This window comes from Glutamicibacter sp. FR1 (genome assembly GCF_047300825.1).
In the GTDB taxonomy this organism is placed as follows: domain Bacteria; phylum Actinomycetota; class Actinomycetes; order Actinomycetales; family Micrococcaceae; genus Glutamicibacter; species Glutamicibacter nicotianae.
The window spans coordinates 1,946,115-1,960,654 of the sequence record NZ_CP178602.1 but is presented as its reverse complement, the minus strand read 5'-3'; the positions used below and the strand labels follow the sequence as shown (position 1 = coordinate 1,960,654).

Here is a 14,540-nt window from a genome sequence, read left to right as displayed (position 1 = left end):
ATGGTTATCCATCAGCGGAAGTTGTGAAACGAATATTGAATATCTGTCCATTGTGTCACCTGCGACGGGGCATTGCGCAAGTCATTGGGCCGAACAATTTACTCAATTTTCCAATAACTCCCGTAAATTGCGTGCTTTGGGACGAGCGCAAGACTTATTGGGTTAATACTCCAGGGTGTGAGGCTGCGAAGTAGCGAGAGTGTGTGCTGCGGTCGCTATCCTAGATAGGACAGTAAAAGACCCCTCCCAAGTAATTGAGGCAATTGATTATGCGCGTGCATATCGCCACTGACCATGCAGGACTCGAGCTCAGCGACTACCTAGTGAAGCACCTGACGGCCAAGGGCTACGAAATGGTCAACCATGGGCCGAAGTCTTACGACCCAGAGGATGACTACCCGGCGTTCTGCATCAACGCTGCCTTAGCGGTCGTCGAAGATCAGCGTGCCGGCGTGGACGCGCTGGGCATCGTTTTGGGTGGATCGGGAAATGGCGAACAGATTGCGGCTAACAAGGTCGAGGGTATCCGTGCTGCACTGGCATGGAACTTGGACACCGCCAAGCTCGCCCGTGAACACAACAATGCAAATGTCATCGCTGTGGGCGGGCGCCAGCACTCGGTGGAAGAAGCAGCAGAACTTATCGAGGCCTTCCTTGCGGAGCCATTCAGCGAAGCTGAACGCCATGTACGCCGCATCAGCAAGATCGCAGCATACGAGACTACCGGCGAGGTCATCGAGTAGTCGTGCCGGAAGGACATTCCCTTCACCGCCTTGCCCGCCAATTCGACGATGTCTTTGGCGGGCAAACGGTTCTCGTCTCGTCCCCGCAAGGCCGTTTCAGTTCTGATGCGGAACGAATCGATGGCCACCAGCTAGAGCACGCCTTTGCCAAAGGCAAGCAACTGTTCTGCCGTTTTTCCAACGATTTGTATCTTCGCGTGCATTTAGGACTCTATGGTGCCTTCAGTTTCGGCGGCGATCAGCACTTTATTGGTGCCTCGTCGATCGGTGCGCCACGGAAGATTGGCGAAATCGAAACAGGCACCACTTCCGACGCTGAATCGTACAACGGGCCGCCTGCGCCGGTTGGCGCAGTACGGGCACGGATCGTTTCCGAGCATGGTTGGGCGGATTTGCGTGGGCCGACGGCGTGCGAGGTGTTGGATCATGACCGGGTTCAAGCGCACCTGAATAAGCTGGGGCCGGATCCATTGATTGGTTCTGCGGTTCGGTTTAGAGCTGCCAAGGGCCAAGCGGACATCGCGGACTCCGAAACATTGCTTGAAGCAGGGCACAAAGAATTTCGTGCCAATCTGTTGAAGACGAAGACTCCCATCGGCGTCGCGCTAATGAATCAGTCCGTCATCTCCGGCGTTGGGAACATTTACCGTGCCGAAGCATTATTCCGGAATCGTATTTCTCCGGAGCTGCCAGCGAATGAGCTAAGTGCTCAGAAAACCAAGAAACTTTGGTGGGACATCGTCTCCGTCATGGAAAACGGTGTTCGCGATGGCAAGATCATTACTACCTTGCCCGAGGACCGGGACCCTCAGGGCGTGATTTGGCCAGACAACGCGTATTACGTTTACCAACGGCAAGGCATGCAGTGCCGTAAATGCTCGGCCCGGATTTCCCTGGCTGAAGTCGCGGCTCGGAAGTTGTATTGGTGCCCACGCTGTCAGAAGAGGCCTCGTCAACGACACTCGACTTAGTCGGTGAGTGCCACGATGAGACGGATGGAATTCTTTTCGTTCCGACTTATCGGCGTGTTTTGCCGGCCAGTCCTTCGTACGGGTGCTAGGGGAGAGGGCCCAAGTGAGACGTGGAATCCTCGATTTGCAAAGCAAGAGTTTTATGGTCTAGACTGAATCTTGTTCGTAGCGCAGGTGCTGCGAAATGGGGATGTAGCTTAATGGTAAAGCCTTAGTCTTCCAAACTAATGACGCGGGTTCGATTCCCGTCATCCCCTCCGTTTGAAAAGGTTCCGCTGTGCGGGACCTTTTCGCATACCCGACAGAAAATCAGTTCTTCCAAACTTTTTATTCTGAGGTACTGGCCGCTTCAAACGGGCTGCCCTTATCCGAGCGACATCTCCAAATGATCGGCCCTGGATGTTGCTTCGCGGTTTTCTGGCGAGCTCATCCATCGAGTGCTTGAAATACGCTTTCGATTGCTTGAATATTTTGCCGGATTTCCAGATTGTGAACCGGGAATCACCAAGTTGCCTCGGTGCACGGCAGTTGCCCATGGTTACTGCCGGCTTTTTTGAAGGCGCAGCGTACGTGCACAAATCCTTGGAATATCGATTTGGCTATGCTTACGGCTCTGGCAGTGGGTTCCCTTGAGGAATCTCGGCGTCCGTTAACCTAGGAACGAGGATTCCGAAGGTTGAGAATACACTTGTAATTCAACTCACGAATATGCGATTTCTGGAACGAATCAGGCAGGTGAAACGAGGAAAACCGCGGAATTACGCGGATGTCATTGTGCTACTTGCAAAATCCTCGATTTTGCTTTTGGTTCGAACCCGTGTAACTTAGTTTCTTGTGATCAGCACGGGAAACAAAAAATTCCCGACCCGATTACAAAGCGGTTTGTCCAGATGAAACAAGCTTTCTTCTGAACTTCACCGGGGTGTAGCTCAGCTTGGCTAGAGCGCGCGCTTTGGGAGCGTGAGGTCGCAGGTTCGAATCCTGTCACCCCGACTTTATGACTGGAGGAGTCTGGTCATGGAATTGAGATTTGAGAAATCAAGTTTCGTGAGTAATGGCGATTGAGAAATCTTCACTATTCAAGCAACACGGTTAGTTGGAAGCAGTCATCCTAGGATGCAGCTTCCTGGCTAATCGGGGTGTAGCTCAGCTTGGCTAGAGCGCGCGCTTTGGGAGCGTGAGGTCGCAGGTTCGAATCCTGTCACCCCGACTTTGCGAGTGGATATCTTCGGATTGAGCCCGTGAAAATTGAGAGCTAAATATAATTTAGATCTTGTGATCACTGAGAACCGTAAAAGGTAACTAGTAAGCATCACAAACGATTAGTGGATACAGGATGACTCGGGTTAGACTGTTCACTGCTAATCGGGGTGTAGCTCAGCTTGGCTAGAGCGCGCGCTTTGGGAGCGTGAGGTCGCAGGTTCGAATCCTGTCACCCCGACTCTGTCGAACAACCCCGCAACGCCACCATGTTGCGGGGTTTTTTGCAGATTAGACCTAATATTAGACAACTCAGGAGTACAACGCTGTGAAGAGCGCCGTCGAAAACGTCAACCCGACCCGGGTTAAGCTGACCGTTGAAGTTCCTTACGAGGAACTGAAGCCCCGCGTCGATGAGGCGTACAAGACCATCGCTCAGCAGATCCAGATCCCCGGCTTCCGCAAGGGTAAAGTTCCTGCAAAGCTGATCGACCAGCGCGTCGGCCGTGGCCACGTCATCGAGACCGCTGTTAACGAAGGTCTGAACGAGTACTACCAGAAGGCAATGGTTGAGAACGAACTCACCCCATTGTCCCGCCCAGAGGTAGACATCACCGAACTGCCATCCCTCGAAAAGGAAGGCGAAGGCCAGCTGGTCTTCACCCTTGAGGTAGACGTACGTCCGAAGGTTGAACTTCCGGACTACAAGGGCATCGAGGTTTCTGTTGAAGCCAAGGAAGTTGCTGACGAGGACATCGAGAAGGCTCTCGACGACCTGCGCGGCCGTTTCGGCACCCTGAAGGAAGTTGAAGCTCCAGCAGCTGCAGACTCCTTCGTAACCATCGACCTGACCGCTTCCGTTGAAGGCGAAGAAGTCGACTCCGCACAGGGCCTGTCCTACCAGATCGGTTCCGGCAACATGCTTGAGGGCATGGACGAAGCCGTTACCGGCCTGTCCGCTGGCGAAGACGCAACCTTCGAAACCACCCTGGCTGGCGGCGAGCACGCTGGCAAGTCCGCAACCGTCAAGGTCGTAGTCAACGCTGTGAAGCAGCGTGAACTGCCAGAAGCTAACGACGACTTCGCTCAGCTGGCTTCGGAATTCGACACCATCGCCGAACTGCGCGAGAACCTGGCAAAGGACGCCGCAGAGGGCAAGGTCGTCGAGCAGGGCGTAGAGGCTCGTGAGCTGGTTCTGGACAAGCTGGTTGAGCTGGTTGAGGTCCCTGTTCCTGCTTCGGTTATCGACGAGCAGATCGAGCAGCACTTCAACGCTCCGAACTCCGAAGAGGGCCACGACACCGAGGAGCACCGTGCAGAGGTTCGCGAGAACACCGAGCGTGCCTTCAAGAACGAAATCATCCTGGACGCAGTTGCAGACGCTGAGGAAGTTGGCGTCGAGCAGTCCGAGCTGATCGACTACATCGTCCAGACCGCAGGCCAGTACGGCATGGAGCCAAACCAGTTCGCACAGATGCTGGACGGCGCAGGCCAGGTTCCGATGCTCATGGGCGAAGTTCGCCGCCGCAAGGCACTGGCAAAGGTTCTCGAGTTCGCTACGGTCACCGATTCCAACGGTGCCGCAGTTGACCTGACCTCCTTCGTCAAGCCAGCCGGTGAAGAAGAGGCAGCTGAGGTTGAAACCGAAGAAGCCAAGTAGTCTTCACTAAACTCTGATGGCCGTCGGCCGCTTGTTCAACGCAAGCTGCCGATGGCCATTTTTGTTCGCTTCAGGCGTGCATCATGCGCCGTGAGCGAAACAGGGGCATGAAACAGCCCAAGATCGCCTTGAAGTAAGTAATCTCAAAGTAACCAGTTGCAGCTATGGGATTAGAAACAGAGATTCCAGAAACTGATCTACACGTTTGGAAGAGGTAGAGAACATGTCAAATGATTCGCGCACTCCCACTATGGCAGCCGCAGAGCCGGCCGGCCGTGATGACTACATCTACAACCGCCTGCTCAAGGAGCGCATCATCTGGCTGGGCTCCGACGTCCGCGACGACAATGCGAATGCCATTTGCTCGCAGTTGCTGCTGCTCTCGGCAGAGGATCCTGAGAAGGACATCTACCTTTACATCAACTCGCCAGGCGGCTCGATCACCGCTGGCATGGCCATCTACGACACCATGAACTTCATCCCGAACGACGTGGTGACCGTAGCTACCGGCCTGGCAGCATCGATGGGACAGTTCCTGCTGTCCTCGGGCACCCCAGGCAAGCGTTTCGCCACTCCGAACGCACGCATTCTGATGCACCAGCCATCGGGCGGCATCGGCGGTACTGCCTCGGACATCAAGATCCAGGCTGAACTGATCATGCACATGAAGAAGGTCATGAGCGAGCTGACTGCAGAACAGACCGGTCAGACCGTGGAGCAGATCCTCATCGACAACCAGCGTGATAAGTGGTTCACCGCAGAAGAAGGCCTGAAGTACGGCTTCTTCGATCAGATCGCAACCCACGCAGGCTCGGTCACCGGTGTTGTAGGCGACGACGACAAGTAGTCGTACCGCACCGCTTGATACCCAAAGATTTGTCCAAGGAGAAAACCATGAACTTCAATCCGGAAGCCGTTAGCGGCCAGATGCCGTCGGCCCGCTACATCCTGCCACAATTCGAAGAGCGCACCCCATACGGTTTCAAGCGCCAGGACCCTTACGCAAAGCTGTTCGAGGATCGCATCATTTTCCTCGGTGCCCAGGTCGATGACGCATCGGCCGATGACGTCATGGCCCAGCTGCTGGTCCTGGAATCGATGGACCCAGAGCGCGACGTCACCCTTTACATCAACTCGCCAGGTGGTTCCTTCACCGCGATGACTGCAATCTACGACACGATTCAGTTCATCCGCCCAGAGGTCCAGACCGTCTGCCTCGGCCAGGCGGCCTCGGCAGCAGCAGTTCTGCTCGCAGCTGGCACCCCGGGCAAGCGTTTAGCACTGCCTAACGCCCGCGTGCTGATCCACCAGCCAGCAATGGGTGGCGGCGAACGCGGTACCGCGACCGACCTGCAGATCCAGGCCGAGGAAGTCATGCGCATGCGCAGCTGGCTGGAAGAGACCATTGCGTCCCACTCCGGCCAGAAAGTTGAGAAGGTCCGCGATGATGTGGAGCGCGACCTGTTCATGACGGCGAGCGAAGCAAAGGCCTACGGCATCGTCGATGAGGTATTGACTCCTCGCAAGCTGAACCGCGCCCAGCTGGGAAGCTAGCGCATACGTGGAATAATCCAGGATGAATGGCGGTTTACCTAGTTGTCGGTCTGTCCAAAGGCAGAAGGCGCAACACAGGTAAACCGCCATATTCATCTAATTTGGGGGACAACTAGCCTAGAATTGAGTAAGTCCACAGCTACTCAAGTAAACGGGAGAATGGTGCGATGGGACGCATGGGTGAAGGCTCGGATCTGTTGAAATGCTCTTTCTGCGGGAAGAGCCAGAAGCAGGTTAAGAAGCTAATAGCAGGCCATGGTGTCTACATTTGTACTGAATGCATCGAACTCTGCAATGAAATCATCGCCGAAGAGTTTGCCGAAGAGCAGGTGCATGAAGAGTTCTCCCTGGCCAAACCACGTGAAATCTTTGATTCGCTGCAGGAATACGTCATCGGCCAAGAGAACGCCAAGCGGGCGCTCTCGGTTGCTGTCTACAACCATTACAAACGCATCCACGGCAACCAGGACCACGGTCCCGTTGCTGCGCTGACTAACGAAGACCCACTGGATGATGTGGAAGTCTCGAAGTCCAACATCATGCTTATCGGTCCTACCGGATGCGGTAAAACCTATCTGGCTCAGTCGTTGGCGAAGAAGCTGAATGTTCCATTCGCAGTCGCCGACGCAACGAGCCTTACCGAAGCAGGCTACGTGGGAGAAGACGTGGAGAACATTCTCCTCAAGCTCCTCCAGGCCGCCGACTATGACGTCAAGAAGGCTGAAACCGGCATCATCTACATTGACGAGATCGACAAGATTTCCCGTAAGAGCGAGAACCCCTCGATCACGCGAGATGTCTCAGGCGAAGGTGTCCAGCAGGCACTGCTGAAGATTCTTGAAGGTACAGTTGCAGCCGTGCCACCTCAGGGTGGCCGCAAGCACCCGCATCAGGATTTCATTCAGCTCGACACCACCAACATTCTTTTCATTGTTGCTGGCGCCTTTGCAGGCTTGGAAGAGATCATTTCTTCTCGCGCAGGACAGAAAGGCATTGGCTTTGGGGCCCCGCTGACCGCGCTGAAGTCCGAAACTGCTTCCTATTCGGATGTTCGGCCTGAGGACCTGCTCAAGTTCGGACTGATTCCAGAATTCATTGGACGCCTCCCGGTGATCACTACGGTGGAGCACCTGGACAAGGATGCGTTGGTTCGAGTGCTGACCGAGCCGAAGAATGCACTGCTCAAGCAGTACCAGAAGATGTTCCAGATGGACGGCGTAGCATTGAGTTTCGACCAATCCGCTCTCGACGCCATCGCGGAACTGGCTATTGCACGTGAGACGGGCGCACGTGGCCTGCGTTCAATTCTTGAAGAAACTCTTGGCGGAGTGATGTTCGATTTGCCAAGCCGCGACGATGTAGCTGAAGTGGTAATCACTCGCGCCACCGTCATCGATCGCGAAGAGCCCACGCTGCTCTCACACGCGATGGTCGCCAAGCGCGACAAGAAGTCTGCATAGACCACGTCCGTAAAATTCTTTTCGGAAGAAAGTTGGTAGTTCATGGCTGAACGTCAGCAAGTTGATTTCTGGTTCGATCCAATCTGCCCATTCGCTTGGGCGACGAGCCGGTGGATCAAGGAAGTAGAAAAGGTCCGCAGCATAGATGTGACCTGGCATGTCATGAGCCTTTCGATGCTTAACGAAGGACGGGATCTTCCCGCTGACTACCGTGCGATGATGGACAACTCATGGGGACCGGTACGTGTGATCACCCGTGCCGCCCAGGAGCACGGCGATGACGTCAAGGACAGCCTGTACACGGCAATGGGCGAGCTGTTCCATTACGAAAAGATCGAAGATCGTGGGGAAGTGATTTCCAAGGCCCTGGCGAAGGTCGGACTCCCAGCAGAACTCGCTGAGGCGGCGGATACTGACGCCAATGACGCGGCCTTGCGTGCCAGCCACGAGGTTGGAATTGGCAAAGTGGGTCAGGATGTCGGAACACCAATCCTCGCCGTTGACGGCGTTGCCTTCTTCGGGCCGGTAATCACTCGCATTCCAACCGGAGAAGATGCAGGCAAGATGTTTGATGCCGCGGCGCAACTCGCATCGTTCCCATACTTCTTCGAAATGAAGCGTACCCGCACCGAAAGCCCAATTTTCGACTAAGCGAAAATTCATTGTCCAAAGGACGTTGTCTCATGGAGAGACAACGTCCTTTGTGCGTAGCAGGGAACTCAGCGGCAGCGTCAGCGTGGATCTACTGACCTTGCCCGCTTCGATTGATGCAGTTATCCATCCGATGTGCTCCTTGTGCGGCGGAGAATTGGCCACACTGCCCTGAGGGGTTGCGTCGATCATTTCACCGGATCTTCGTGGAGCGCGGAAACTGGCTCACACATTGCCGGCGAAAAGGATTCCAGGCAGCCATTCTCATTGGCAGGCGCTCGCTAACGGCTGCTTCAGGTAATCGGCGCGCGAGGTTCGACGGATTGCTTGGGATGATCTCGCCAAAAGTAGCGGACGGCCGATGACTAAGGCCATGCGCCCATCGTCTTGGTGGTGAGCCCGAGATGCCCCTGCAGGGACCTGCGAACGCAGAACGCGGTGTCGCAGGAAGGCCACTGGTGATCCAGGCGTTGGTTCCGTGTTGTGCTCAGACGCGTGAATAAGTCCATTTTCGACACCTAATTAACTCATATTTTTTCCTTCTGCCCAGCCATCGTACTGCCGAAAAGTGCCTGTTACCGAAGTTTCCGTTTCATATATTCGCTGTTGCTGGCCCGCCGTTGAAAGATGAATTCTGGAGATCCAATAGTGATTTGATTCACAAGTAATTTTGGGGTCGAGCCGAAACCGGCTGATCTGGCTGGGCTATCAGCGGGGGAGCGGGCAACGTGCGCGGACGAATTAAAGTATCAGTTCCAGGCTAATTTCGCTTCACAAATTGAGTGCCGCAGGCGAATCGCGACACGGTCGACGGAGGGAAAGATTCCTGTAGAAAATGCTTGAAGTGTGTGTTTGACTGTTTCCCACGAGTGCAACCGCACCCCCATCGATAGTGGCAAAGAAGCCACTGGACAAGGAGTTAAATCGTGCAGATTCGTTCTCTAATTACGGATTCATCCAAGGGCAGAGGGCGCCGCAAGCTGGCAGGCGCCGCAGTCCTTGCGAGCGCACTGATGCTTAGCGCGGCCCCAATGGCCTCGGCAACGCCGACGACAACGGGCGGAGAGATCGAGTCGATCACGATCTCTCAGCAGAAGGCTGAAGCTGCGGTGGACTACTGGACCGCAGACCGGATGAAGGCCGCAAAGAACGCAGATTCACTCGTTGCTGGAAAGTCGGGCTCGGCCGCAAAGGTCGAAATCGGCAAGCCTGCCAAGGTGCCTGGCCATGGAGCTGACGTTGCCGCGGGCAAGCAGACACAGAAGAAGGGTGGCAAGACCCGCGTAACCCAGGAAACTCCGGTCTCGCACATCGGCAAGGTCTTCTTCACCCTTGGTGGATCAGACTATGTCTGCTCCGGCAATGCTGTGGTCTCCGCCAATGAGTCGACCGTCTCCACTGCAGGGCACTGTTTGAACGAAGGACCGGGCGCATTCGCCACCCGTTGGGTATTCGTCCCGGCCTATGAGAATGGCAACGCACCGTACGGCTCCTTCGCAGCGACCGAGCTGGTGGCGCCAACCGAATGGTCCAACGGCGGTGACATCTCCTATGACACCGGCTTCGCAGTCGTCAGCACGAGCGGTGGTTCGACCCTGACCGATGCCGTCGGCGCATCCGGCGTTGCATTCAACCAGGCACGCGGCGAGCAGTACACCGCGTACGGCTACCCAGCTGCCTCGCCATTCAACGGCGAGACCCTGCAGTCATGCACCGGCTACGCGAGCGACGATCCCTTTGGCCAGTCGCAGTCCCAGGGCATTCCATGCAACATGACCGGCGGCTCCTCGGGCGGACCATGGTTCCTGGGCAGCGGTTCGGACGGCTACCAGAACTCGGTGAACAGCTTCGGATACAGCTCCGTGCGCGACACCATGTTCGGGCCATACTGGGGTTCGGTGATCCAGCAGGCTTACCAGAACGCGCAGAACTAAACGCTCACTCGCCGGCGGCTGGACATTGATGGGGATCCAGCCGTTGGCATGGAGCAGAAGGGAAAGATGATGGCCAATGGAGATTCGCCAGCTGACCGGTCCAAGACTCCGGTCCAGAGGCATCGTCTTGAGAACAGCGCCGAAGACCAGCTGAAATACTTCACCGACCAACGTCGACGCGCAGCTCGTCCCATAGAAAAAACCCGTGAATCTCCACTGCAGAAGGATCGTCCAGATCCGGGGGAGAAAGAGGAATAGAAACGGAAAAACCGGTTGCCATCCCGTTGAGGGGATGGCAACCGGTCCTGTTTATTGGCGCTTATGCCTCTTCGGCCGGAGCCAATTCGACGTTGGCGACAGTCAGTTCGCCTTCGGTTTCAACCAAGGACAACTCGCGGGCATTGGCTGCGGACTTCAAGTCCTCGAAGCCTGCCTTGAGCTGGGCAACCTGGGCTGCAGGCGCGTGGATCTCGCCCGAGAGCACCTCGGTGCGCTGCTTGACCTTTGCATCGGACTTGGCCTTGCGGATTCCCGAAAGGGCTACGCCAACCAGCGGCAGTACTGCAGGGTCGGCGCCCTCGACTGCTGCCGAAAGGTGCTCGGTGCTTGGCCACTGGGTCAGGTGCACCGACCCGTTGCGCCACCAGCCCCACACTTCTTCGGTGGCGAACGGGAGGAACGGAGCGAACAAACGCAGCACCGAATCCAAGGTGGTGGCCAAGGCAGCCAGAACAGAAGCCTGCTCGGCTTCTCCATGGCCACCGTATGCGCGGTCCTTGACCAGTTCCACGTAGTCGTCGGTGAACGACCAGAAGAACGACTCGGTGATATCCAGAGCTCGAGCATAGTCGTAGTTGTCGAAAGCGCGCTTGGCATCTTCGATAACGGTCGACAGGCGGGCGAGCAGCGAGCGGTCAAGGCCGTTGGTGACTACCGAAGCATCATCGGTCAGCACATTGGCCTCGGTGGCACCCAAGTTCAGCACGAACTTCGAAGCGTTCAGGATCTTGATGGCCAGGCGGCGGCCGATCTTCATCTGGTTCACTTCATAGGCGGTGTCGGCACCGAGCTTGGCACTGGCGGCCCAGTAGCGGACGGCGTCCGCACCGAACTTGTCCAGGACTTCGTTCGGAACCACCACGTTGCCCTTTGACTTGGACATCTTCTTGCGGTCCGGGTCCAGGATCCAGCCCGAAATGGCGGCGTGCTTCCACGGAGCGTTGCCATGCAGGGAATCTGCACGCACCGCGGTGGAGAACAACCAGGTGCGGATGATGTCGTGGCCCTGGGGGCGCAGGTCGAACGGGTAGACCTTCGCGAAGAACTCGTCGTCGCGGCCCCAACGGCCCACGATCTGCGGGGTCAGCGAGCTGGTTGCCCAGGTGTCCAGCACGTCGGCATCGCCAATGAAGCCGTTGGCTGCCCCACGCTGGTCCTCGGTGTAGCCGGTAGGCGCGTCGGCCGCCGGATCAACCGGAAGCTGGTCGATGGTCGGCAGCAGCGGTGCATCGTAGTTCGGTTCGCCGTGCTCATCGACTTGGTACCACACCGGTACCGGTACGCCGAAGAACCGCTGGCGGGATACCAGCCAGTCCCCGTTCAGGCCCGACACCCAATTCTCGTAGCGCGAACGCATGAACGACGGGTGGAAATCAATTTCCTGGCCGCGGGCGATCATCTGGTTGCGGCGCTCTTCGTCGCGGCCGCCGTTGCGGATGTACCACTGGCGCGAGGTCACGATCTCCAGCGGCTTGTCGCCCTTTTCGAAGAAGTTCACCGGACGGGAGATCTTCTTCGGCTCGCCATCGAGCAGGCCGGCTTCGGAAAGCATCTCAACGACGGTTTCCTTGGCGGAGAACACGGTCTTTGCCGAAATCTGGGCGTAGGCTTCCTTGCCGGCCTCGGTGGTGATCCACTCCGGGGTCTCGGCCAGGATGCGGCCGTCGCGTCCGATGATCGGACGGGTTGGCAGCTGCAGTTCGCGCCACCAGGTCACGTCGGTCAGGTCGCCGAAGGTGCAGACCATGGCAATGCCCGAACCCTTGTCGGCCTGGGCCAACGGGTGCGGGTGCACGGTGACTGGAACGCCGAAGAGCGGCGAGGTCACGGTCTTGCCGAACAGGTGCTGGTAGCGTTCATCATCCGGGTGCGCCACCAGCGCGGCGCATGCTGCCAGCAGTTCCGGGCGGGTCGTCTCGATGAAGACCTGCTCGCCGTTGTCAGCAGAGAATGCGTAGCGGTAGTAGGCGCCCGGCATCTCACGGTCTTCGAGTTCGGCCTGGGCCACGGCGGTACGGAAGGTCACGTCCCACAGGGTTGGGGCCTCGGCCATGTAGGCGTCGCCCTTGGCCAGATTCTCCAGGAACGCACGCTGCGAGGCCGCACGCGAATTGTCGTCGATGGTGCGGTAAGTCATGCGCCAGTCAACCGAAAGGCCCAGGGTGGTGAACAGCTGCTCGAAGACCTTCTCGTCCTCGACCGCGAGCTCTTCGCAGATCTCGATGAAGTTCTTGCGGCTGATGACGTCCCAGTCGCGCTGGTTCTTCGCCGGCTTTTCTGGTGGACGGTAGCCCTCGATGTAAGGCTTGGTCGGGTCGCAACGGACACCGAAGTAGTTCTGCACGCGGCGCTCGGTCGGCAGCCCGTTATCATCCCAACCCAGTGGGTAGAAAACGTTCTTGCCGTTCATGCGCTGGTAGCGGGCCAGTACGTCGGTCTGCGTGTAGGAGAACATGTGTCCTACGTGTAGCGAACCCGAAGCAGTTGGCGGGGGAGTGTCGATGGAGTACACGGCTTCGCGAGTCGTATCCTCATTGAAGTGATAGGTGCCCTCGGTGCGCCACCGGGACGAAAGACGTTCCTCCAAGCCTTCCAAAGCTGGCTTGTCAGGAACGGAAACCGTTGCGGGCGTGTCTGTGCCCAAGTTTTCTTCTGCCATGCCTCTATTCTTCCATGTTTTGCCCGGTGCCAAGACATTGTTGCCCATGGCTTGCACCACGCGGCGCCCGTGGCGAGTAGCATCCTGTGCATGGAGCGACGAAGAGCACCTCGAATGCCGCCACCGGCCATTGCAGCAGCCGCGATGGCTGCCCAACGGCTGCTGGTTCCCGAGGTGCGTTCATCAACCGGGTTGCAACTCATGGCCGGGCTTTTGGCCATTGGCGGTGCCGGCATTGCCCTAGGCGCAGGACTCTCTTTCCATGCCGCCAAGACCACCGCGAACCCGCAGCGTCCGGAGGACAACACCGCTTTGGTCACGACGGGACTCTTTGCCCGCACCCGCAATCCGATGTACCTGGGAATGGTTGCCGTATCCACCAGTTATGCCATGTGGCCGGGCTCGCTACTGGGGCTTGTTCCCAGCGTCGCGCTCGCCTGCTGGCTCGACCAGTTCCAGATACCCGCTGAAGAAGATGCGCTGGCGCAGAAATACGGACAGGCGTATTGGCAGTACCAGCGGGCGGTGCCGGGCTGGATTTCTTCCACTGAGCGCGGCAAAACCCATGCCAGATGAAACGTAAGAGAAATTCATGCCTTACCAACTGGTAATCATCTAGTTCTACAGTTGTTGCATGACTACTACTAATAGCACTTCATCCCGTTCGGCTGTCGTGACCGGAGCTTCCAGCGGAATCGGGCAGGCAACCGTACGCGCTCTGCGCGCCCAAGGATGGACCGTCGTCGCGGTGGCCCGCCGTGCAGAACGCTTGGAAAGCCTCGCTGCCGAATGCGGAGCGATCGCCGTTCCAGCAGATGTCAGCGTGCAGGCTGATGTCGACTCGTTGGCGGAAACCGTGCTCGCCCAGGGCGGCGTCGACACGCTGGTCAACTGCGCTGGCGGTGCCCGGGGAACGGAGACCTGGGCGGATGCGATTGACGAGAACTGGGAATTCATGTGGCAGGCCAATGTAATGGGAACCATGCGCCTGACCCGTGCCCTGCTGCCGCAGCTGCGCGAGGCGCGCGGCACCGTCCTGAACGTCACGTCCACGGCGGCACTGGCCAGCTACGAAGGCGGCAGCGGCTACAACGCAGCGAAAGCTGCAGAACGGGCCATGACCCAGGCTCTGCGCCTGGAAGAAGTCGAGAACGGCTTGCGCGTTATCGAGATCCTGCCTGGCCTCGTGCAGACAGAAGAGTTCTCCCTGCGCCGGTTGGGCAGCCAGAGCGCTGCCGATAACGTCTATGCTGGCGTGGATCATCCGCTGACCGCCGAAGACGTTGCCGAGGTGATCCGCTATGCGGTGAGCGCCCCTGCACATGTTAATCTCGATGAGATTGTCATCCGCCCGCAGGCGCAAGCCGCGAACCACAAGCTAATCCGCAATGCCAAATAGGCGCCCAACTTCATCCATGAGGACAAAATC

11 protein-coding genes and 4 tRNA genes are annotated in these 14,540 nt (G+C 57.5%); 14 read left to right on the top strand and 1 reads right to left on the bottom strand.

The genetic code is table 11. The features are described from left to right. Positions 1-269: 269 nt before the first annotated feature. The 12 genes from ACLQ8T_RS09470 (at position 270) to ACLQ8T_RS09415 (ending at position 10,173) form a co-directional block, all read left to right on the top strand. The gene (locus ACLQ8T_RS09470) at positions 270-743 is read left to right on the top strand and encodes a ribose-5-phosphate isomerase (RefSeq protein ID WP_038990807.1); all 474 of its coding nucleotides are present in this window, start codon (positions 270-272) and stop codon (positions 741-743) included. Between the two features lie 2 nt (positions 744-745). Further along, positions 746-1,714, top strand: coding sequence for an Fpg/Nei family DNA glycosylase (locus ACLQ8T_RS09465; RefSeq protein ID WP_413454505.1), 969 nt, complete (start codon positions 746-748; stop codon positions 1,712-1,714). Between the two features lie 186 nt (positions 1,715-1,900). Further along, a tRNA-Gly gene (locus ACLQ8T_RS09460) sits at positions 1,901-1,971 on the top strand. Positions 1,972-2,632: 661 nt separating this feature from the next. Further along, positions 2,633-2,707, top strand: a tRNA-Pro gene (locus ACLQ8T_RS09455). 142 nt (positions 2,708-2,849) lie between these two features. Next, a tRNA-Pro gene (locus ACLQ8T_RS09450) sits at positions 2,850-2,924 on the top strand. A gap of 156 nt (positions 2,925-3,080) precedes the next feature. Beyond that, positions 3,081-3,155, top strand: a tRNA-Pro gene (locus ACLQ8T_RS09445). A gap of 87 nt (positions 3,156-3,242) precedes the next feature. After that, on the top strand, positions 3,243-4,574 hold the full coding sequence (tig, locus tag ACLQ8T_RS09440) for a trigger factor (RefSeq protein ID WP_038990810.1): 1,332 nt from the start codon (positions 3,243-3,245) through the stop codon (positions 4,572-4,574). A 223-nt stretch (positions 4,575-4,797) separates the two neighbouring features. Continuing rightward, the gene (locus ACLQ8T_RS09435; RefSeq protein ID WP_255209556.1) at positions 4,798-5,421 is read left to right on the top strand and encodes an ATP-dependent Clp protease proteolytic subunit; all 624 of its coding nucleotides are present in this window, start codon (positions 4,798-4,800) and stop codon (positions 5,419-5,421) included. 47 nt (positions 5,422-5,468) lie between these two features. Next, entirely contained in the window at positions 5,469-6,128 is a 660-nt protein-coding gene (locus tag ACLQ8T_RS09430; RefSeq protein WP_038990812.1) for an ATP-dependent Clp protease proteolytic subunit, read from the top strand. 167 nt (positions 6,129-6,295) lie between these two features. Then, positions 6,296-7,588 carry an ATP-dependent Clp protease ATP-binding subunit ClpX gene (gene clpX, locus ACLQ8T_RS09425; protein ID WP_073706121.1) on the top strand — a complete coding sequence of 431 codons (1,293 nt, stop codon included), beginning with the start codon at positions 6,296-6,298 and terminating at the stop codon, positions 7,586-7,588. Positions 7,589-7,630: 42 nt separating this feature from the next. Continuing rightward, complete coding sequence (locus ACLQ8T_RS09420; protein WP_204722307.1) at positions 7,631-8,239, top strand: DsbA family protein; 609 nt, start codon at positions 7,631-7,633, stop codon at positions 8,237-8,239. Positions 8,240-9,165: 926 nt separating this feature from the next. Then, on the top strand, positions 9,166-10,173 hold the full coding sequence (locus ACLQ8T_RS09415) for a trypsin-like serine peptidase (RefSeq protein WP_413454504.1): 1,008 nt from the start codon (positions 9,166-9,168) through the stop codon (positions 10,171-10,173). 319 nt (positions 10,174-10,492) lie between these two features. Here the strand turns inward: ACLQ8T_RS09415 and valS are convergent, their stop codons facing one another. Then, a complete protein-coding gene (valS, locus tag ACLQ8T_RS09410; RefSeq protein WP_204722305.1) occupies positions 10,493-13,111 on the bottom strand; it encodes a valine--tRNA ligase in 2,619 nt (872 codons plus the stop codon). Between the two features lie 90 nt (positions 13,112-13,201). On the opposite strand from valS, the gene ACLQ8T_RS09405 reads away from it, so the two are divergent. Together ACLQ8T_RS09405 and ACLQ8T_RS09400 are read left to right on the top strand one after the other, a co-directional pair. Further along, positions 13,202-13,687: a methyltransferase family protein gene (locus ACLQ8T_RS09405; protein ID WP_204722304.1), complete on the top strand. Its 486-nt coding sequence runs from the start codon at positions 13,202-13,204 to the stop codon at positions 13,685-13,687. Between the two features lie 58 nt (positions 13,688-13,745). Next, positions 13,746-14,510, top strand: a complete 765-nt coding sequence (locus ACLQ8T_RS09400; protein WP_204722303.1) for an SDR family oxidoreductase — start codon at positions 13,746-13,748, stop codon at positions 14,508-14,510. Positions 14,511-14,540: the final 30 nt, after the last annotated feature.

Excerpts from the sequence above, each read along its gene's own strand:
- ACLQ8T_RS09470 (WP_038990807.1), top strand. The coding sequence starts at position 270 with ATGCGCGTGCATATCGCCACTGACCATGCAGGACTCGAGCTCAGCGAC.
- ACLQ8T_RS09435 (WP_255209556.1), top strand. The coding sequence starts at position 4,798 with ATGTCAAATGATTCGCGCACTCCCACTATGGCAGCCGCAGAGCCGGCC.
- ACLQ8T_RS09430 (WP_038990812.1), top strand. The coding sequence starts at position 5,469 with ATGAACTTCAATCCGGAAGCCGTTAGCGGCCAGATGCCGTCGGCCCGC.
- clpX (WP_073706121.1), top strand. The coding sequence starts at position 6,296 with ATGGGACGCATGGGTGAAGGCTCGGATCTGTTGAAATGCTCTTTCTGC.
- ACLQ8T_RS09420 (WP_204722307.1), top strand. The coding sequence starts at position 7,631 with ATGGCTGAACGTCAGCAAGTTGATTTCTGGTTCGATCCAATCTGCCCA.
- valS (WP_204722305.1), bottom strand. The coding sequence starts at position 13,111 with ATGGCAGAAGAAAACTTGGGCACAGACACGCCCGCAACGGTTTCCGTT.
- ACLQ8T_RS09405 (WP_204722304.1), top strand. The coding sequence starts at position 13,202 with ATGGAGCGACGAAGAGCACCTCGAATGCCGCCACCGGCCATTGCAGCA.
- ACLQ8T_RS09400 (WP_204722303.1), top strand. The coding sequence starts at position 13,746 with ATGACTACTACTAATAGCACTTCATCCCGTTCGGCTGTCGTGACCGGA.